This window comes from Streptodolium elevatio, from assembly GCF_040649515.1.
GTDB lineage: Bacteria > Actinomycetota > Actinomycetes > Streptomycetales > Streptomycetaceae > Yinghuangia > Yinghuangia elevatio.
The window spans coordinates 20,625-40,224 of the sequence record NZ_JBEZFP010000087.1 but is presented as its reverse complement, the minus strand read 5'-3'; the positions used below and the strand labels follow the sequence as shown (position 1 = coordinate 40,224).

The 19,600-nt window shown below is 71.4% G+C and carries 16 protein-coding genes; 10 read left to right on the top strand and 6 right to left on the bottom strand.

Translation table 11 applies throughout. The features are described from left to right. Window positions 1-1,154: 1,154 nt before the first annotated feature. Window positions 1,155-2,057 carry an IclR family transcriptional regulator gene (locus AB0C36_RS28340; protein ID WP_358359254.1) on the bottom strand — a complete coding sequence of 301 codons (903 nt, stop codon included), beginning with the start codon at window positions 2,055-2,057 and terminating at the stop codon, window positions 1,155-1,157. Window positions 2,058-2,360: 303 nt separating this feature from the next. Here AB0C36_RS28340 and AB0C36_RS28335 point away from each other — a divergent pair, with 303 nt between their 5' ends. From AB0C36_RS28335 to AB0C36_RS28325, 3 genes are all read left to right on the top strand, one after another. Then, window positions 2,361-3,854, top strand: coding sequence for an aldehyde dehydrogenase family protein (locus AB0C36_RS28335; RefSeq protein WP_358359251.1), 1,494 nt, complete (start codon window positions 2,361-2,363; stop codon window positions 3,852-3,854). Between the two features lie 13 nt (window positions 3,855-3,867). Further along, window positions 3,868-4,899 (top strand): SDR family NAD(P)-dependent oxidoreductase, encoded by a 1,032-nt coding sequence (locus tag AB0C36_RS28330; RefSeq protein WP_358359248.1) that lies wholly within the window; start codon window positions 3,868-3,870, stop codon window positions 4,897-4,899. 162 nt (window positions 4,900-5,061) lie between these two features. After that, window positions 5,062-6,333 carry a cytochrome P450 gene (locus tag AB0C36_RS28325; protein ID WP_358359245.1) on the top strand — a complete coding sequence of 424 codons (1,272 nt, stop codon included), beginning with the start codon at window positions 5,062-5,064 and terminating at the stop codon, window positions 6,331-6,333. 64 nt (window positions 6,334-6,397) lie between these two features. On the opposite strand, the gene AB0C36_RS28320 is transcribed toward AB0C36_RS28325, so the two are convergent. The 4 genes from AB0C36_RS28320 to AB0C36_RS28305 all read right to left on the bottom strand — a co-directional run bounded on the left by AB0C36_RS28320 (window position 6,398) and on the right by AB0C36_RS28305 (window position 10,396). Further along, a complete protein-coding gene (locus tag AB0C36_RS28320) occupies window positions 6,398-7,321 on the bottom strand; it encodes an NAD-dependent epimerase/dehydratase family protein (RefSeq protein WP_358359242.1) in 924 nt (307 codons plus the stop codon). 112 nt (window positions 7,322-7,433) lie between these two features. Beyond that, window positions 7,434-8,507 carry a phosphotransferase gene (locus AB0C36_RS28315; RefSeq protein ID WP_358359240.1) on the bottom strand — a complete coding sequence of 358 codons (1,074 nt, stop codon included), beginning with the start codon at window positions 8,505-8,507 and terminating at the stop codon, window positions 7,434-7,436. 28 nt (window positions 8,508-8,535) lie between these two features. Next, window positions 8,536-9,639 carry an ABC transporter substrate-binding protein gene (locus tag AB0C36_RS28310; protein ID WP_358359239.1) on the bottom strand — a complete coding sequence of 368 codons (1,104 nt, stop codon included), beginning with the start codon at window positions 9,637-9,639 and terminating at the stop codon, window positions 8,536-8,538. 370 nt (window positions 9,640-10,009) lie between these two features. Next, window positions 10,010-10,396 (bottom strand): VOC family protein, encoded by a 387-nt coding sequence (locus tag AB0C36_RS28305; protein ID WP_358359237.1) that lies wholly within the window; start codon window positions 10,394-10,396, stop codon window positions 10,010-10,012. A gap of 189 nt (window positions 10,397-10,585) precedes the next feature. Between AB0C36_RS28305 and AB0C36_RS28300 the strand changes: the two genes are divergently transcribed. The 4 genes from AB0C36_RS28300 (at window position 10,586) to AB0C36_RS28285 (ending at window position 14,623) form a co-directional block, all read left to right on the top strand. Then, the gene (locus AB0C36_RS28300) at window positions 10,586-11,389 is read left to right on the top strand and encodes a MerR family transcriptional regulator (protein ID WP_358359235.1); all 804 of its coding nucleotides are present in this window, start codon (window positions 10,586-10,588) and stop codon (window positions 11,387-11,389) included. Then, window positions 11,386-11,922, top strand: coding sequence for a GyrI-like domain-containing protein (locus tag AB0C36_RS28295; RefSeq protein WP_358359232.1), 537 nt, complete (start codon window positions 11,386-11,388; stop codon window positions 11,920-11,922). Before AB0C36_RS28300 ends, AB0C36_RS28295 begins: the two co-directional genes overlap by 4 nt. 465 nt (window positions 11,923-12,387) lie before the next feature. Then, complete coding sequence (locus tag AB0C36_RS28290; protein WP_358359229.1) at window positions 12,388-13,851, top strand: purine-cytosine permease family protein; 1,464 nt, start codon at window positions 12,388-12,390, stop codon at window positions 13,849-13,851. Between the two features lie 169 nt (window positions 13,852-14,020). After that, the gene (locus AB0C36_RS28285; RefSeq protein ID WP_358359227.1) at window positions 14,021-14,623 is read left to right on the top strand and encodes a GPP34 family phosphoprotein; all 603 of its coding nucleotides are present in this window, start codon (window positions 14,021-14,023) and stop codon (window positions 14,621-14,623) included. An 80-nt stretch (window positions 14,624-14,703) separates the two neighbouring features. On the opposite strand, the gene AB0C36_RS28280 is transcribed toward AB0C36_RS28285, so the two are convergent. Then, window positions 14,704-15,708 (bottom strand): LacI family DNA-binding transcriptional regulator, encoded by a 1,005-nt coding sequence (locus tag AB0C36_RS28280; RefSeq protein WP_358359224.1) that lies wholly within the window; start codon window positions 15,706-15,708, stop codon window positions 14,704-14,706. 417 nt (window positions 15,709-16,125) lie between these two features. Between AB0C36_RS28280 and AB0C36_RS28275 the strand changes: the two genes are divergently transcribed. From AB0C36_RS28275 to AB0C36_RS28265, 3 genes are read left to right on the top strand one after another with little or no spacing between them, the layout of a single operon-like run. Beyond that, window positions 16,126-17,745 carry an ABC transporter substrate-binding protein gene (locus tag AB0C36_RS28275; RefSeq protein ID WP_358359262.1) on the top strand — a complete coding sequence of 540 codons (1,620 nt, stop codon included), beginning with the start codon at window positions 16,126-16,128 and terminating at the stop codon, window positions 17,743-17,745. Then, a complete protein-coding gene (locus tag AB0C36_RS28270) occupies window positions 17,745-18,704 on the top strand; it encodes an ABC transporter permease (RefSeq protein WP_358359221.1) in 960 nt (319 codons plus the stop codon). The genes AB0C36_RS28275 and AB0C36_RS28270 overlap by 1 nt, the downstream gene beginning before the upstream one ends. Beyond that, window positions 18,701-19,600 carry an ABC transporter permease gene (locus AB0C36_RS28265; RefSeq protein ID WP_358359218.1) on the top strand — a complete coding sequence of 300 codons (900 nt, stop codon included), beginning with the start codon at window positions 18,701-18,703 and terminating at the stop codon, window positions 19,598-19,600. Before AB0C36_RS28270 ends, AB0C36_RS28265 begins: the two co-directional genes overlap by 4 nt.

Sequence of the window (19,600 nt, the reverse complement as noted above, 5' to 3'; positions counted from 1 at the left end):
AACGGCTCGGCGACCGGTTCCCGGTGGACGGTGCCCGCGGACGACTCGACGTCGTCCATTGACGTCGCAGGAGTTCGAACCGCGGCCCCCGCGCCCGGCGCCGCTTCGGAAGCGCTATCCCCTGACGTCGCAGGAGTTCGAGCCGCGGCCCCCGCGCGCGGCGCCGTTTCAGAGGCGCAGTCGCCTGACGCTGCGAGCGCGCTGTCCCCTGACCCTGCGACCTGGAGGTCCCGGCCCGAAGTCACCCTCCCACCCGCCCCTTCCATACCTCGGGAACGTCCGCCGCCACCGCAGGGTGCCGGTCAGCGCCCCCGACCATCCGAATCAACGAAGACCTCACCGCGTTCGACAGCTCGTTCGACAACCCCGTCGACAGCCCACTCGACGGCCCACTCGACGACCCGTTCAACAGTTCGTCCGACGGCGGCCCGTTCGACAACTCGTCCGGCACCCCGTCCGACCATCCGTCGCAACCCCGTTCAACGACTTTGGCATGCCGGACGCGGAGACGCCGGACGACGTGAGCGGCGCCCGCCCCCCTCACGCCGGTGAGACCCGTCAGTCCGGCTCACCGGCCGGCAAGCGGGCCGCGTCGACCGCGTCCGGCCCCGCTCGATCGACGACGAGCGTTCGCCAACGCGTCCACCCGCTCACCGCGCGACTCGTTCGACGGTTCCACGACTCGACGACCTGTCCGACGACCAGGCGTGTCCGAGGGATCTCGTCGGACAGGCCGCGTCGCGCCGGGCCTTGACGGCCCTCTTTCGCGCCGTGCATCGCGAGGCGCAGGCCCGCAGCTCGTACTCGGTCGTACTCGCAAGGCTTGCAACGCCGCGCTTGGGAGGGCCGCCAGGCCCGGAGCGGTGCCAGACGGCGCGGCCCCGGAGAGATGCCTCAGACACGGCCTAGTCCAACGGCGAAGGCCGCATCGGCCGCCGGTCGCGACTCGCCACCGGCTCGCAGGCCGCGATCTCCGCCTCCCCTGGGGTGGGCAGCCGTCGCCGGAGGAGCGCCCGGTGACGCGGCAAGGTAGAGCCACTATCCGAGGTGAATCCAGGCCCAATTGACGTCCGCCTTGCGGCGCGTGAGCCAGCGGGGCGGGGCGGCGCGGGCGCGAGGTACGCGCCCATCGGCGTCGTACCGGACCCACCACCTCAACCCCCACCACGCGGACGCCCCCCGATGTTGCGGGTCGCGCGCTCGGTCGCGGCACGCAACTGCTCCCCGAGAGCCTCGACTTCCCCGGCTGTCAGGTCGTAGGCGGGCCCGAACACCATGATCTTGGCGACCACCTTGCCCAGCACGTCGAAGACCGGCGCGGAGCACTGCAACATGCGCACCGGGCGGTCGGCGTCCAGGTCGGTGGGCAGGTACTCGCTGTGCGTGAGTTCGACGACGACCTCGTCGCGGACCCGCCGGGCCTCTTCCGCGTCGGGGGTGTTGGCGAGTGTTGCCAGCGCATCGTGGAGTTCGGGGCTGCGCGGGGTCGCCACGGTGACGCTGTACCCGCGGGTGCGGATCGCCTCCAGCGCGGCTCGGTAGCGGGCGCGGGCGGCGCGGTTGAGCGGCGCGGACGCGGCGTCGAGCCACGCCTCGACCCCGGCCTCGTCGGCCCAGGCCACGAACCCGGCGCCGAACGGCGGCGCCAGCCTGATGGCCTGGCCGAGGTGGCCCCGCACCACGAATGGGGGGCCGTGGTCGAACACCTCCACGACGCGGATCTCGTCGCCGGCGCGCACCGACACCCCGACACAGGTGCCCGTCTCCTTGGCCAGCGCCTCGGCCTCGTGTCCGGTCACAGCGAGGGCGGAGTTGATGCTGCGGGCCGCGTCGCCGACCGCGATGCACGCGGGGCCGAGGCGGTAGCGCAGGTCGCCGTCGCCGCGTACCGCGTAACCCCGTTCGGCCAGCGCGAGCAGCACGGTGTGGCAACTGGCGCGTGGCATGTCGAGGATGCGCGCGACCTCGCTGACCGTCATCGCCTCACTGGGTTCGGCGGCCAGGGTTTCCAGGATGTCGACGGCGCGGAGCACCGCGGGCGAGGCAACCAGTGGCATGAAGGCTCCTTGACAAGCGATGTCAGCTCGACGCTAGTATCGCAGCAGTCTCGCTAATATACTATTAGCCGCCGCCCGAGTTGGGCAATTCGCAAGCGTTCGCCCAGGGCACGCACTGCACGCACTGCACCTACCGCACGCACCAAACGGCGGCTCACAACAGCTCCCGAAGACCCATCGGCTCCCGAAGACCCGACAACCCCGGCGACCGAAGCACGGAAGCACCAACACACGAAAGCACCGAAGCACCGACACACCGGCGCCATCGACGACTCGACCGACGACCGACACCGGAGACCGACCGTGGCGGACCATCTCGAAGTCGCACAACTGTACGTGGACGGCAAGTTCGTGGACGGCCGCGCCCCGGCCTTCGCCGTGGAGGACCCGGCAACCGCGGAGGAGTTCGCGCACTGCCCCGCGGCGAGCCCCGACCAGTTCGACGAGGCGGTGGCCGCCGCGCGGCGCAGCTTCGATGCGGGCGTCTGGGCGTCCGTCCCCGTTCCCGAACGGGTGAAGGTGCTCGCCGCCATGGCGGACGAACTGGACGGCATGCGCGACGACCTGCTCCGCACCGTCGTACGCGAAACCGGTACCCCGGTACGCATCGCCGGCCTCATGCAGGTCGACATGGCGCTCGAGCAGGCGCGCCAACTCCCCGCGCTGCTGGCCACGTTGCCGGAGTGGGAGCACAACGAACTCCCCCTCGAAGCGCACATCGCCGGACCGACCGGCCGCGACGTGCTCACCAGCGTCCGCCGCTACGAACCCTGCGGCGTGGTGGCCGCGATCACCCCGTACAACTTCCCGCTGCAACCGGCGGTGTGGAAGGTGTTCGCGGCGCTGGCCGCCGGCTGCTCGGTGATCCTGCGTCCGAGTCCGCTCACCCCCTTGTCCGTCCTCGCCTTCGGGGTGGCTGCCGACCGCGCGGGCCTGCCGCCGGGCGTGCTCGCGGTCGTCCCGGAGCCCGGTGCCGAGGGCGCCGAACTGCTCACGTCGGACCCGCGCGTCGACTGCGTGTCGTTCACGGGCTCCACCGCGGTCGGACGCCGCATCGCCGCCCAGGCCGCCCCGACCGTCAAGCGGCTGGTCCTCGAACTCGGTGGCAAGTCGGTGCAGTTGTACCTGCCGGACGCGGTACGCAACGTCGCCGCCGGGGTCGGGACCGTCTTCGCCTCGCACGCCGGACAGGCCTGCTCGGCGCAGTCCCGCGTCCTCGTACCCGCCGACGCCCTCGACGCCGCGGTGGAGCAGGCCTGCGCCGTCGCCCGCGCGATGCCGGTCGGTGACCCCCAGGACCCGGCGACCGTCGTCGGCCCCCTCATCTCGGCGGCGCAGCACGACCGTGTCACCGGCCTGGTCGACGATGCGGTACGCGCGGGCGCGCGCCTCGCCGCCGGCGGCCGCCGCCCGGCCCACCTGCCGCGCGGCCACTACCTCGAACCCACGGTGCTCGTGGTCGACGACAACGCCAACCCGATCGCGCAGCAGGAGGCGTTCGGGCCGGTGGTCAGCATCCACGGCTACCGCGACCTCGACGAGGCGGTGGCGATCGCCAACGACAGCCAGTACGGCCTGTCCGGCGGCGTCTACAGCGCGGACGTCCGGGCCGGCCTCGACGTCGCCCGGCGCATCCGCTCCGGGACGGTGCTGGTGAACCGGCCGTCGGCCAACGCGTACACGCCGATGGGCGGCATCAAGCAGTCCGGCATCGGCCGCGAGCGCGGCGTCGCGGGACTGCGCGAGTACCAGGAAATCCAACATCTGGTCCTCGGCCCGCTCGACTCCGCGGGATAGCCGGCGCGCAACCGTGCGTCGAGCCCCGACCTCACACCGGGCCGACCACCCGCCGCGCCCCGACCGACCGCCGCGCCCCGACCGACCGCCGTACGGCCCGCGACCGACCCGACAACGCCGCGCACCCCACCCGCACTACCGGACCACCCGAGCTACCGGACCGCCCGCGCTGCCCGCGCTGCCCGCGCTGCCCGCACCGCCGTACCAACCGCACCGCCGTACCACCCGCACCGCCGACCAATGTTGGGAGAAGACCGTGCTGCTGGACGGCAGATCCGTCGTCATCACCGGAGCCGGCTCGGGCGTCGGACGCGCCTCGGCGCTCCTGTTCGCCGCCGAGGGCGCCCAGGTCGTGTGCGCCGACGTCCGCGAGGACTGGGCCGCGGAAACGGTACGCCTGATCGCGGAGCAGCCCGGCGCCAAGGGCGCCGGGGTCGCGCAACGCTGCGACGTCACGGTGCCCGCCGACGTCGACGCCGCCGTCGCGACGGCGGTCGGGCGCTTCGGCCGTCTGGACGTGATGTTCAACAACGCGGGCATCGCCACGCCCGTCTTCGGCATGCGTACCGAGGACCACACGCTCGACCAGATCGAGGCGCTGATGGCGGTCAACATCCGCGGCGTGCTCCTCGGTTGCCAGGCGGCGGTACGGCAGTTCCGGGCGCAGGGCGGCGGCGGGGTGATCGTGAACACCGGCTCGGTGGCCGGTCTGGTCGGCTGGGGCGGCACCGTCTACGGAGCCACCAAGGGCGCGGTCAACCAGCTCACGCGTGGCGTCGCCGTCGAATGCGCGGCCGACGACATCCGCGTCAACGCCATCTGCCCCGCCGCGATGCCCGCCACGAACTTCATGGTGCCCGGCGCCGAGGCGGGCTCGCAGGGCATCGGCGAGGAGGAGGCCCGCGCGGTCGGCGCGTCGCATCCGCTCGGCCGGCCCATCACCGCCGAGGACTGCGCCGCGGCGGCGCTCTTCCTCGCTTCGGACGCGGCCCGCAACATCACCGGAGTCCTCCTGCCCGTGGACGGCGGATTCGTCGCGCAGTAGCCCGCCGTCTCCCGCGGACCCGGTCGGCCGACACGCCACCGGCGGGCGAACTGCCGCTCGCCATCGGCCCCGTACCCCCGCCGCCGTAGCCCGACGCCGTACCTCCGCCGCCGGGCAGCGCCACCAGGCAGCGCCACCACGACGACAAGGACGACAGCGACCATGGGCACAGACGTCGACGACCTCGACCCGGTACGCATCAGGGAACTCTTCGACCTGCGCAGCGGCATGAACGAGCACAGCGGCGCCGGCTACCGGGACGACCCTTATCCCACCTGGCACCGCCTCCGCGAGACCGGCCCCGTCCACCGCGGCACGGTCCACGAACTCACCGGCTACCAGGGCCCCGCGTTCTTCCAGGGTCTGCCGCACCCGGAGCGCGAGCACTTCTCGGTGTTCGACTACGCCGGGTGCGACGCCGCGTTCCGCGACGAGACGTTGTTCGTGTCGTCCGAACGCACCGCGGACGGCCTCGACTTCGAGCACGGCGGCCGGGGAGCCGACAGCAGCATCCTCTACATGAACGGCAAGCGGCACCGGACGTACCGGGGTCTGGTGCAGCCTTCGTTCGTACCGCCGCGGGCCGTCTGGTGGATCGACAACTGGATCAAGCAGACCGTCGACGCGCTGATCGACACGTTCATCGGGAACGGCCGCGCCGACCTGAACACCGAGTTCTGCGCCGCGATCCCGACGCTGACCATCACCGGCAGCCTCGGCATCCCGGCGTCCCAGGCACTCGACCTGCGCGCCTCGATGCTCCCCGGCCGGATCGACACGGCGGCGTTCGGGCGCATCGTCGGACCGGCGGTCGCGGCGCGGCACGAGAACCCGACGGACGACCTGCTCAGCGTGCTGGTCGAGGCGGAGTTCACCGACGAGGACGGCGTACGCCACAAGCTGTCCGACGACGAGATCATGTCGTTCGCGTACCTGCTGCTCGTCGCCGGCTCGGGCACGACGTGGAAGCAGATGGGCATCACCCTCGCCGCGCTCCTGGCCCGCCCGCACGTCCTGGACGCCGTACGCGACGACCGGAGCCTGATGCGCGGCGCCGTCGAGGAGTCGCTGCGCTGGATGCCGACCGACCCGATGTTCTCCCGGTTCCTCGCGCGCGACACGGAGTTCCGGGGCACGTTCATGCCGCGGGGCTCGGTCATCCACATGTGCATCGGCGCGGCCAACCGCGATCCGCTGCGCTGGGACTCGCCGGACGAGTACGACCCGACCCGCCCCGGCCGCTCGCACCTGGGCTTCGGACGCGGGCCGCACGTCTGCCTCGGCACGCACGTGGCGCGGGCCGAGATGGCGGTGGGGATCGGCGCGCTGCTCGACCGGCTTCCGAACCTGCGGCTCGACCCGGACGTCGAGCCGCCGACGTTCATCGGCATGTACGAGCGCGGCGCGACCGAGATCCCCGTCGTATTCGGCTGAACAGCGCACTCGGAACGCGCATTCGGAACGGGCACGCGGAACGCGCCCCCGGACCGCGCCCCGCTCAGGCGGTCTGGTCGCGCGCGGTCTCGTCGTGGATGCGCCGGATGCCGGTGCGCCAGTCGACCGCGCAGGGCCCGGTGAAGGAGCGCCGCCGCGTGGCGTCGAGGACCTGGCCGCGCAGTGTGCCGGGCTGCTCGCGTACCTCGACGGTGGCGCCCTTGCCGGTCAGTTCGCCCATGTAGGCGGCCCATTCCTGGACGCTGACCGGCTCGTCGCCGCCCCAGTTGACAATGGTGGCCGGAACCGACGCGGCGGCGAGCAGCGCCTCGGTCTGGGTGTTGATGTCGTCCTGGTGGATGGGGCTGTACATGCACGGGTCCCAGCGGGTGACGACGGGTTCCCCGGCACGCACTGCCGCCAGATGGATGCCGGGCAGGCCTCCGTTGCCGTACGAGCCGTACGACGCGTTCATGCGCGCGATGACGACCGGCAGGTCGAACGCCCGCGCGCAGTAGCGGGCGACGGCCTCCTCGGCGGTCTTGGAGACGGAGTACGTCTGCGCGTACGCGATGTTCGCGTCGCCGAGCGGCGCGTCCTCCCGGTATACGTGGTGCGGGTCCTCGTGCGGCTTCAGCACGGACGCCGTGGACATCACCAGCGCCGCCTTGGCTTTGCGGCAGTGCTGGAGCAGCAGCCCGGTGCCCTCCGCGTTGACCCGGAGGGCGTGGTCGTAGTCCAGGCCCTCGCCGAGGAACGCGGCCAGGTGCAGCACGTATGTGAAGTCGTCGGGGATCTCGTCGAACTGCCCGGCGCCCAGATCGACGCGGCGCGTGGTGACACCGAGGGCATCGACGCGCTCACGCTCGCCGGCGGTGCCGAAGCGCGCGATTCCCCACACCTCGTTGTCCCGGGCCAGGTACTCCGTCAGGGGGAAGGCGATCTGCCCCGCCGGGCCGGTGATGAGGATCTTCTCGCCGGACAACATGTGTTCCTCCTCGGGACGGGGCCGCCCGGTCGGACCGCCTCGCGGTGAATGCCGACCCGATCATGAACCCGTCGCCCGAAGAAGTACACGCCCGCCGCTCGGCCAGGACGCGTCAGCCGGCCTTCACGCCCAGTGCGCCGAAGGTGTCGAGGTCGTCCGCGGCGGCGGAGAAGCGGGTGATGTTGGGGATGTTGACTTCGTCCGGCTGCGCCTCGACCGGGTTGATCAGCCAGATGAACAGCCCGTACGCGACATAGCGCCGGTAGTCGTCCCACGCCTCGTCGAAGCCCGGCGCCGCCGCCCCGGCGGCCGCCAGGGCGGCCAGGTAGTGCCGCAGCAGGTCCCTCTCGTGGCGCCGCCGGTCCTCGACGGTGAGGGCGGAGGTGATGAAGTACGCCACGTCGTGCGCCCAGTTCCCCCGCCAGGCGGTCTGCCAGTCGAGCAGTCCCGGGCTGCCGTCGCGGCGCAGGTACGTGTTCCCGAGGTGCGTGTCGCCGTGCAGCAGGCACTGGGGCTGGAGGGTGACGCGGTCCTGGAGGGCGTGGAGGGCGTCCACGACGCCCTGCCCGGTGATGCCGGCAGGCACCACGTCGGCGCGCGGCATCGCGACGAACGCGTCGAGGTCGGCGGCGGAGAACCGGCTCACGTAGCGGTCCGAGGGCGTGCCGCGCTCCAGCGGGCTGCGCAGCCACGGGATGGTGTCGAGTTCCGCGCTCTGCCACCAGAACGCGTGCAGCGGCACCAGGAGTTCGAGGAACGACGCGACCTGATCGACCGTCAGGGGCCTTGCGGCGTTGCAGAATTCGACGCCGTCCTGCGCCAGGTCCGCGAGCAGCACCACGCCTTGCTGGGTGGTCTCGTCGCAGTCGGCGAAGTAGCACGTGGGCACGACGACCGGGATGCGCGGGCTCAGGTCCCGGTAGAAGCGCGCCTCCACCGCGTAGGCGCCGGTAGGCATGACCTTCGCGCTTTCCCGGCCGTAGCCGCCCTTGATCCACAGGCGGGTGGGAAGGCCGTCCGCGCCGGGGCCGGCGTACGTGATCCGCAGGCGCGCTTTGGTGGCGGTCCCGTCGATGACCCGGTCGACCCGGACCTCGTCGACGGTCACGTTCCGGTCTGCGGAGGAAAGCACCGAGGACAGCCACGCGGGCGTGACCTCGGCGAGGGTGCCGGGCAGGTTCGTCATGTCTCGCCGTCGCTTCCCGTGTGGAGGGTCAGTAGTCGTCGGTCGATTCGTACAGCCCGGCGAATTCCAGCACCCCGTCCCGGATGCGGCCGTAGTGCAGCCAGTCGCCCTTGAACATCTGGTGGTCGTACGGGCCCCCGGCGATGTGCGTGTTCGGCCCCCCGGTCACCGCGGGCATGAACCGGATGCGCTCCAGGCCCTCCTTGACGCCGGGGCCGGTCAGGACGGTCGCGCGGTGCAGCGCCTCGGCGACGACGGCGGCCATGTCGTACGCGAGTCCGGGTATGGCGTTGGGCCACATCCACGGGTCCTCGCCGTAGCGGGCGACGAAGCGCGCGTGGAACCGGTGCATGCGCGGATTCTCCGGACACCACTGGTCGATGCCCACCCAGCCTTCGAGTTGCTCGAAGCCCCAGATGTACTGCATGAACGCGGTCGTCATGATGCGCGGCGGGTCCCAGCCGAGCTTGTCCAGCGCCTCGCGCACCGCGCCGGAGACGACCAGGCCGCCGTACCCGAGCCAGGCCAGCGCGTCGGCGCCGGAGTCCCGCAGGACCCGGAACTTGGCGGTCAGTTCGTCGGTGGTCGTGGCGTTGTCGACCATCTCCACCGCGGCGACGGACACCCCGAGCCTGCGGCACTCCTGGCGGAAGAAGCGGAAGTACTCCTCGCCGATCGGCGACCACGGCGCGAGCACGGCGACCCGCGAATGCCCTTCCCGTTTGAGCCAGTTGACGATGAGCGCGGGGTCGCCGCCGACGTCGCCGTTGCCCATGCGGAAGCAGTACTCCCCGTGGAAGGCGTCAGTGCCGGCCATGCTGATCAGCGGTACCTGGCTTTCGTTGGCGTACTGCGCGAGGGCCATCGCCGAGTCGGTGTAGTTGGCGCCGACCACGGCCAGGCAACCCGCCTCGACCAGCCGCCGGTACGACTCCACTCCGCCCTTGGCGGTGCCCTGCGGCAGCCCGGCGTCGTCCTCGAACAGGAACTCGTACCGGCGGTCCAGCACCCCGCGCTCGACCGCCTCGTCGAACGCCATGGTGATTTCGCGCTCGAAGCGCCGCCATTCCATGCCGAGCCAGCCGACACGGACCGGTGCGAGCTTCAACCAGCGGTCCTCGATCGATGTCACGGGTGCCTCTCCTCGCCGGTCGGTGCGCTGCCGGGGGACGTGCCGTGGTGCGGAGGTCGTGGTGCGGAGGTCGTGGTGCGGGGTTCGTGCCGCTGCCTTGCGGGCCGCGAACCGCGTTTCGAAATGTCGAAATATTAGCGAGCTAATGTAATCCTAGCGATCCTGGCGAACGGCCTGTCAAGAGCGCCGGCCCTGGCGCGGACCACCACGGGGACGCACCGGACTTCGATAGGGACCGCGTACAGCGCATGCGAAGTCGGGCTGCGGCGCGCGGCGTTGACACGTGTCACCAGGGCGGCCCTCGAAGTCTCGCCACCAGTAAGCTCGTCGTCGTTCCGGAGGCGCCGTGTCCCGAGGAGTGCGCCTCGCGCTACACGTGCTTCGGTGCGCTGAGTTCGATCGTCAGGCCGTCCGGGTCGGTCAGCCGCATGTTGTGGCTGACCGCTTCCTCGAAGATCTCGCCGACCGCGAATCCGCCCGCCGCGAGGTCCGCGCGTAGGAGTTCGAGTGCGGCGCGGTCGGGCACCGCGAACGAGAGGTGGTCGATGCCGGCCGTCGCGGTCCCGGACGGGTCGCCCGGAGCGGCGGTCTGCATGCCGACGACGAAGCCCGCGGTGGGATGGCGGAGTGCGGCGTACGGGCCGGAGTCGAGCACACCCGAGGCGAGGTCGCGCATCCCCAGGACACCGCGGTAGAACGCCGCGCTGGCCGCGACGTCGCGGACGACGAGCTGGATGTGCGAGAACCCCTGGATCACCCGCGCATGGTACGGCGCCGGACCCGCGACAACCAGGGCCGCGACCGCCGTACTTCGACACGTGCCGACCGGAGCCGACCCGCACCGACACCTGTCGACACCTGCTGACACCTGCTGACACCCGCCGACACGCGCCGACACGCGCGCCGCGCTGGACTCTCCCACTTGGGGAGACCTCATGCTGAGGCCATGAACGAAGATCTACTGGCGATCGGGCAGTTCGCCAGGCTCAGTCGGCTGAGCGTCAAGCAGCTGCGGCACTACGCGGAACTCGGGCTGCTGAAGCCCGCGTACGTGGACGAGCAGACCGGGTACCGCTACTACCGGCACGAGCAGGCGCGCGACGCGCTGTCGATCGGGCTGCTGCGCTCCCTCGACGTGCCGCTCGCCGCCATCGCCCAGGTGCTCTCCGGCGCGACCGGCGCGCTCGACGGCGTGCACGAGCGCCTGGAAGCCGAACTGGCCCGGCGCCGTTCGACGCTGGCGGCTCTGGAGCGCGTCATGGCCGAAGGGCTGCCGTCCGTGCCCGTCACCGTGCTGACCGAACCGGCGCGGCGTGTGCTGGTCGTCAGGGAGACGGCGGCCGACGAGACGGACCTGGGCCGGGCCACCTCCGCGGCCGTCGCACGGCTGCTGGCCGCGGCGTCCCAGGCCGGAGCGTCCCAGGCCGGAGCGTCCACCGGGCCGCCCGAACTCGTCGGCCTGTTCCCGCTCGACTTCGGCGAACCCATCGCCGTCGCCGTCGCCCTGGTCGGCGAGGGGCCGGTGCCGGGAGCCGAACACGACGTCCTGCCGGGCGGCCGGTTCGCCCGCGTCACCCACGTCGGCCCGTACGACCAGATCGGGTTGACCGCGCACGCCCTGCTGTCCTGGTGCGCCGAACGGCGCCACACCGTCCGCGGCCCGCTCCGCGAGGTGTACGTGTCCGACCCGATGACCACGCCGCCCGACCGGCTGGTCACCCACCTGATGATCCCCCTGGAGGAAGCATGACCCCCGCGCCCGTCCGCCCCGAGCTCGTCCACCCCGAACCCGCCACGTGCCTCAACGTCACCGGCATGGGCGAACCCGGCGGCACCGAACACATGGCCGCCGTGCGTGCGCTGTACGCCGTGGCCTCGATGATGGGCGGTCCCGCCGGCCCCCTCGAAGGCCTGTGGTGGGCGGAGGACGCCGGCCCGAACCCCCTCGACGCACCGCGCGACCAGTGGCGGTGGCACCTGCTTCTGCCGCTGCCGGGTGCCCCCGAGCCGGAGGCCCTGGGCCGGGCACGCGAGCAGGCCCGCGCGTCGGGCGCGGCTGTCGACCGGGTGCAGGTGGTCAGCTTCGCCGAGGGCGAGTGCGTGCAGATGGTGCACGAGGGGCCGTACAGCGAGGAGAAGGCGTCGCTCGATGTGATGGACGCCTTCATGACCGAGCGCGGACTCGTGCGCAACGGCCTGCACCACGAGATCTACCTGACCGACTTCACCGACCCCAACCCGCGGACCATCCTGCGCCAACCTGTGGCCCGCGCGGCCGGCTGACCCCAGGCCGCAACCGACCCCGGCGCGACCACACCGCCGCGTCCCACGTACACACGAAGCGCACGGCGCCGGCGACCGCAGCACTACATGATGCGCGGGGACCGGCGCCGTCCGCCGCGTCCGCGCTGCCGTCCCACCAAGCGGAGACGCTTGCTCGTGGCACCCGGCCACTGTGCAGCGGCGACATAAGCGATGGCCGAAATACCGCCTCCGGCGTGACCGAATCCCGGCCTCTGAGCACTATTTGTCCTGGCTTGCCCGGCTGACATAACCTCCATCAAGCCGAGCCTCGAAGCACACCCAGGCGCGCCAAATGTCCAAATTAACGGCATTTCCTCAGGCCCATTGCTGAAATTATTCATTCAAGATCTTGCTGTCTGTTCATCTGCATGCCAGATTCGGCAGTCGACAGTCACAGGTCCTCAGCAAGCGGTCGCCGCTTCGCCCCGCGAAGAGAGTGAGTCCATGCCGGTCGAACAAGATTCCGGGGCACGTCTCGCGATGGAGCGCCGGACCATCGAGGTCATCCCCGACGCCGAGCGCCACGGCACGCCGCTCAGCCAGTTCACGCTGTGGTTCGGCGCCAACATGCAGATCACCGCGATCGTGGACGGCGCCCTCGCGGTCGTCTTCGGCGCCGACGCCCTGTGGGCGATACCCGCGCTGCTCGTCGGCAACGTGCTGGGCGGCATCGTGATGGCGCTGCACTCCGCCCAGGGGCCGCGCCTCGGGGTACCGCAGATGATCTCCAGCCGGGCGCAGTTCGGCGTCTACGGGGCGGTGCTGCCGCTGCTGCTGGTGATCCTGATGTACCTCGGCTTCGCCGCCACCGGCAGTGTCCTGGCCGGCCAGGCGGTGTGCGAGATGCTGCACATCGACAACACCAACGTCGGCATCCTCATCTTCGGCGCGCTGACCGCGGTCATCGCGGTGACCGGGTACCGGCTGATCCACCTCGCGGGCCGGGTCGCCACCGTCATCGGGGTCCTGGGTCTCGGCTACCTGATGATCCGGCTGTTCACGCAGTACGACGTCGGCGCGCACGTCGGCGACAAGGGCTTCGACGCCGCGACCTTCCTGCTTGCCGTCGGCCTCGGCGCCGGCTGGCAGCTGACCTTCGGGCCGTACGTCGCCGACTACTCGCGCTACCTCCCCCGAGACACCAGCGACCGCGCGACCTTCTGGTCCACATTCTGCGGCTCGGTGATCGGATCCCAGATCGCGATGACCCTCGGCGCGCTGACCGCCGCCGTCGCGGGCAAGGCGTTCCTGCCGGACCAGGTCGGCTTCCTCGGCGACCTGGCGGGCCCGGCGTTCCTCGCGTTCCTGATCTACCTGGTGATCGTGGTCGGCAAGCTGACCGTCAACTGCCTGAACGCGTACGGCGGCTTCATGTCGATCCTGACCATCGTGACGGCGTTCGACGGGCGCTCGCGGATCTCGTCGGCGGCCCGCGCCGCGTACATCGTGGGCTTCACCGCGGTGTCCGTGGTCATCGCGATGGCGGCCAGTGCCGACTTCCTCGACAACTTCAAGAACTTCGTCCTGATGCTGCTGATGGTCTTCACCCCGTGGAGCGCCATCAACCTCGTCGACTACTACGTCATCTCCCGCGAGCGCGTCGACATCCCGGCGCTGTACGACCCGCGCGGCCGCTACGGCAAGTGGAACGTCACCGCGCTCACCTGCTACGTCGTCGGCGTCGGCGTGCAGATCCCGTTCCTGGCCACCAAGCTCTACACCGGCCCGATCACCGAGAAGCTCGACGGCGCGGACATCTCGTGGATCGTCGGCCTGGCGGTCACCTCGGTCATCTACTACCTGTGGGCACGGCGTACGGCCAATCCCCCGGCCGAGACCATCCGCCCCGCCGAACCCCGCCCCGACGAGCCGACCCCCGGCACCCACGCCCCGGCCCTGGCCGGCTGACCGGGACACTCCACCCCACCCCACCGGCCGCTGCCCACCGCGCCGCACCCGCCGCCGCATCGCCGCCTGATGCGGCGGCGGACCGCGCTCCGTAGGCTCGTCATCGGAAGCACCGGAACCCGGCGGCATACCGCCCGGCCTTCCGGTCGTACCGAATGTGGAGCCGCTCATGACGACTGCCCGCGACCTGATCATCACCGCGATGGACGAGGCGGAACGCCGCGAGGCGGGCCAAGGCGAGTTGTCCCTCGCCTTGGCGGGCGCCGAACTCGTCGACCTGCTGGCCGCGTCCGCGGTCACCCTCGACGGCGACGCCATCGTCCCCGCCGGCACCCCCGCGTTCGACGATCCGCTCCTCGAGCAGTCCGCGGCCGCGGTCGTGCGGCAGAAGCCGTACGAGTCCGTCGAGTACTGGCTGTGGCGGCGCGGCCGGGACCTGGCCGCCGCCTACGCGGCCGCCCTGGCGGAGGAAGGCAGCCTCGCCCACCGGCGCGGCCGCTCCCCGCTCGGCACCGGCCGCGTCGCCGTCGCCGACTCCGCCGACCACCGAGCCGCGCGCGACCGCTGGGCCGCGCACGAGCCCGTCCTCACCGCCCTGGCCACCTCCGCAGGCCTGCGCGACAAACCCGACGACGAACCCCCGGCTCCCCCGCGCGACCCGGTCGGCATCGTCCTCGCGGCAGTGGAGGACGCCGTGACCGAACTCGAAGCCGTACGCCAGCGCCGCGCCATAGAACAAGCCGCCTACGACAACATCTGGCGCGCGCCCTGACGGAGCAGCCCTCTGCCGGAGCAGCTCTGTGACGGATCTGCCCTGTGACGGCGGCCCAGCCCCCCAAGGGCAGGGGCCCCCTACGCGGGGGCCCGTTGGGAGGATTTGCGGATTTCCAGGCGGGTGGGGACTTCGACGCCTCGGGGGTCGGTGAGGCCCTGGTCGAGGACTTCGACGAGCAGGCGGATTCCGGCGTCGGCGATCAGGTTGGGCTGGACGCTGAGGGTGGTGACGGGCGGGGCGGTGTGTTCGGCGAGGCCGTCCTCGCTGGCGCAGACGAGGAGGAGGTCGTCGGGGACGCGGTGGCCGTGTCGGCGGGCCACCTCCAGGACCAGCGGCGGGCTGACCTCGGTGAGGACGAACAGCGCGTCGGGGCCCTCGCCGGGGCCGGGGGCCAGGAGGTCGCCGATGGCTTCGAGGTTGGAGGCGTAGCCGGGGGTGTCGACCTGTACGACGCGGGTGCGGATGTCATGCCGGGCTGACCAATCGGCTTGGGCCAGCAGGGCGTTGCGGGTGTAGAGCGCGTCGCTGGCGGCCATGACGAGGGCGATGTCGCGGGCCCCCTGTCCGGCGAGGTGGTCCAGGACCTCGCGTACGGCGGCGGCGTAGTCGGTCTCGACCCAGTAGCCGCCCGCTCGGCCTTCCACGCGGCGGTCGGTGACGACCGGGATGCCGGCCGCGAGGAAGTCCTCGACGAGCGGGTCGTCGACCTCCGGGTCGACCACGCAGATCGCGTCGAGGGGTAGGTCGGCCCACTCCTCGCGGGGGGCGTGGTTGGGCAGCAGCACGAGGGCGTGGCCGTGTTCGAGGGCGACGTCCGCGCTGGCGTTGGCGAGCCGGGTGAAGTACGGCAACTCCGTGTACGCCCAAGGCTTGTCGACGTACTCGCGCACCGCGAACCCGATGAGCCGCGCGTGCCCGGCGCGCAGCAGGCGGGCCGTGGCGTTCGGGCGGTAGCCCATGCGGAACGCGGTTTCGCGGGCGTGGGCGCGTACGTCGTCGGACAGCCTTCCGGTGCCGTTGAGTGCGGCCGAGATGGTGGTCTTGGACAGGCCCGCCTCGCGGGCGACGTCGATCAGGCGCACCCTCGGGACGGCCTGGGAGCGTTTGCCCCGGGCCCGCGGCCCGCCGCGCGCTGCCGCGCCCGGACCCGCACCCGGACCCGCACCCGGACCTGCGCCGGGCCTTGAGGGCGGCCCTCCGGACGGCACCGCGGACGGTCCCGCATCTGCCCCCGCGGCCGGCCCCGAGAGCGGTCCTTCGGCTTCTCCCGGCACTTTTCCAACCCGACGTTCCGGTTCGTTCATGGCCTTGATCCTGACATGTTGACGGGCCGTCAGACGGCCCCGGGCGGCATTCTCACGACCCCCGAGAATCGTTCCCGCAAACCCTTGCGCGGGAACGTTCCCGCGTCAATACTCACCGGCACTCGTCCACGACGCGTATCCCTGGCATCCCTGCCGCGCCTCCTCCGTCCCTCGAAAGGGGTGGGTTTCTTGCGCATGCTCAGAACCGCCGCACTGGCCGCCGTAGCGGCCCTCGTCGCCGCCGGCTGCTCGGGCGGAGGTGGTGACAACTCGTCCGGCTCCGGCGCCGCGTTCGACGTCACCATCGACACTCCGGCCGCGAAAGGGCCGCTCGACAAGGTGAAGTGGTCGCTGTACGCCGAGCCCCAGACGCTCGACTACGCGTACGCCTTCGACTTCCCGATCAACACCGTGCTCGCGAACGTGTGCGAGAACCTGCTCCGCGTCACCCCGGACCTGAAGATCTCCCCCGGCCTCGCCAGCAAGTACACCAACCCCGACCCGCTCACCTGGGTCTACACCCTGCGCGAAGGGGTCAAGTTCCACGACGGCACCCCGATGGCCGCCAAGGACGTCGTGGCGAGCCTGACGCGGCACGCGGACCCGGAGGTCGGCTCCTCGTACAGCACGGTCTTCAAGGACGTCGCGTCCATCACGGAGACCGGGCCGCTCGAGGTCACCATCAAGCTGACCCGCCCCAACGTGCTGCTCAACGAGCAGTTGAGCGCGTCACCCGGCATCGTCGAGAGCGCCGACTTCCTGGCCAAGGCCGGCAAGGACTACGGCAACCCGCAGGGCGGCGTGAACTGCACGGGGCCGTTCTCCCTCGAGGAGTGGAAGCCCGGCACGTCGATCACCCTCAAGAAGAACGACGCGTACTGGGACAGCACTCTGGCACCGAAGACGAGCGAGCTCGAATTCGTCTTCATCCAGGACCCCTCCGCCCGCGCCAACGCGCTGCTGACCGGCGAGGTCGACGGTGGCTACCTGCTTCCGACCACCTCGTTCGACAAGCTCCACGCGAGCGACGGCAAGCTCTACTTCGGTGCCATCACCGGCAGTTACTCGGCGGCCGTCACCAACCTCAAGGGCGCGCTCGGCGACCGGCGGGTACGCCAGGCACTGTCGATGGCCATCGACCGCGACGGCATGGTCCAGGCCGCGCTGAACGGGTACGGCGCCCCCGCCAAGGCCCCCGTCCCCGCGGCCGGCTGGGCGACCGTCCCGGCGGAGCGCGCGCAGACCATCCACAACAGCCTGCCGGCCATCACCCAGGACCCGGCCGCGGCCAAGAAGCTGGTCGAGGAGGCCGGGGCGGACGGCAAGAAGGTCGTCGTCGCCACCAGCAACCTGGCGCCCGAGATCAGCGTCGCCGCCAACGCCATCCAGGCCGCCGGCAAGGAGATAGGCCTCGACGTCGAACTGCGCACCATCGCGCCCGACGCGTACACGGCCCTGTTCACCGACCCCGCCACCCGCGAGGGCATCGACGTGCTGGTCACCAGCGGCTACGACATGACGCCCGACCCGCTGGAGTTCTACGCCGCATTGCAGACCGGGGAGTTCGCCAACTACGGCAACTGGTCGAACCCCGAGTACGACCAGCTCGTCAAGGAGGCGCTCGGCACCACCGACCCGGCCGCGCGCGCCGAACTCACCGTGAAGCTCCAGGAGATCGCGCTCCGCGAGCTGCCCGGCATCCCCCTGTGGGACTCGCCCATGTCGCTCTACCTCGGCAAGCGCGTCACCGGGGTGACCCCGAACATCACCCACCTGTCGTACCCGTGGGCCGCGACCCTGGGATCCGCGAACTGATGAGCCGCTCTCTGCTCCGCTTCCTGCTCGGGCGCGTCGTGGGGCTGGTGCTCGTGCTGCTGGTGACCTCCTTCGTGGTCTTCAGCGCCGTGCACCTGGCCCCCGGCGACCCGGTGTCCTTCCTGATGCGCGGTCGGCCGGTCACCCCGGAGGCGCGCGCCGCGCTGACCGCCCAGTACCACCTGGACGAGCCGTTCCTGAACCAGTACTTCATGTGGCTCGGCGACGTGCTCGGCGGCGACTTCGGCCGCTCGGTGCAGTTCCGCCAGGACGTCGGCGACCTGGTCGCCCAGAAGCTGCCGATCACCGCGTTCCTGGTGGTGTACGCGATGGTCCTGGTCACGGTCGTCGGCCTGGCCCTCGGCATCCTGTCCGCGCTGCGCCCCGGCCTGGTCGACAAGCTGGTGCTCGCCTGGACCGGCACGTCCATCGCCATCCCGTCGTACATCGCCGCGACCGTGCTCACCTCGGTCTTCGCGGTCAAGCTCGGCTGGTTCCCGCTCTACGGCGCGGGCGAGGGCTTCACCGACCGGCTGTGGCACCTGACGCTCCCGGCCGTCGCGCTCGCCCTCACGTTCGCGGGGCTGCTCGCCCGGGTCACGCGCTCGGCCATGCTCGACGAACTCTCGCGCGAACACGTCGAGGTGGCCCGCTCCCGGGGCGTCCCCGAGGGCCAGGTCATCGTGCGGCACGTGCTGCGCAACGCGCTCGGGCCCATCGTCACCGTGGTCGGGACCATGGTCGCGGGCATGCTCGTGGCCACCTCGATCGTGGAGACGGCGTTCAGCGTCAAGGGTGTCGGCTCGCTGCTGGTCAACTCGGTGACCGTCAAGGACTTCCCCGTCGTGCAGGCGCTGACCCTGCTGGTAGTCGCGGCGTTCCTGGTCGCGAACCTGGTCGTGGACCTGTTGCAGCCGCTGATCGACCCGCGCCTCGCCCTGGGAGGTGACGAGAAGTGACGGCCTCGGCAACCCCGCTCGTGCCGGGCGGCGCCCCGCGGTTGCCGGGCGCCCGCCGCGGCGCACCCGGCCGGATCCGTACGCTCGCCGCCCAGGGGCCGCTGTTCACCGCGGCCGTGGTCGTCCTCGCGCTGCTGGTGCTCCTGGCGGTCTTCGCCCCGCTGCTCGCCCCCTACGACCCGAACGCGATCAACCTCAAGAACTCGCTGGCCGGTTCCGGCCCCGACCACTGGCTGGGCACCGACCAGTCGGGCCGCGACATCCTGTCGCGCCTGCTGTACGGCGCCCGCACCGGCCTGCTCGGCCCCCTCGCCGTCGTCGGCGTCTCCACCGTCCTCGGCATCGTCATGGGCGTGGTCGCGGCGTGGCGCGGCGGCTGGGTCGACTCGCTGCTGTCGCGGTCGATGGACCTGCTGTTCGCGTTCCCGGCGATGCTGCTGGCCATCCTGTGCGTCGCCGTCTTCGGCACCGGGCTCACCGCGCCGGTCATCGCCATGATGGTCGCCTACACGCCATACGTCGGCCGCCTGGTCCGCGCCATCGCCCGCCAGGAGAAGTCCCGCCCCTACATCGAGTCCTACCGTGTGCAGGGCTGGTCCGGCTGGTCGATCTGCGTGCGCCACCTGATCCCCAACATCACCCCGACCGTGCTGGCCCAGTCGGCGATCAACTTCGGGTACGCCCTGATGGAGCTGGCCGGCCTGTCCTTCCTCGGCTTCGGCGTGCAGGCGCCCACCGCCGACTGGGGCGTCATGGTCAGCGAAGGCCAGGGCCCGCTGCTCAAGGACGTCATGCTGCCGGCGCTCGCGCCCGCAACGGCCATCGTCATCGCGGTGGTCGCGTTCGGGATCGTCGGCGAGGGGCTCGCCGACCGCGTCGCGAAGCGGGAGAGGTGA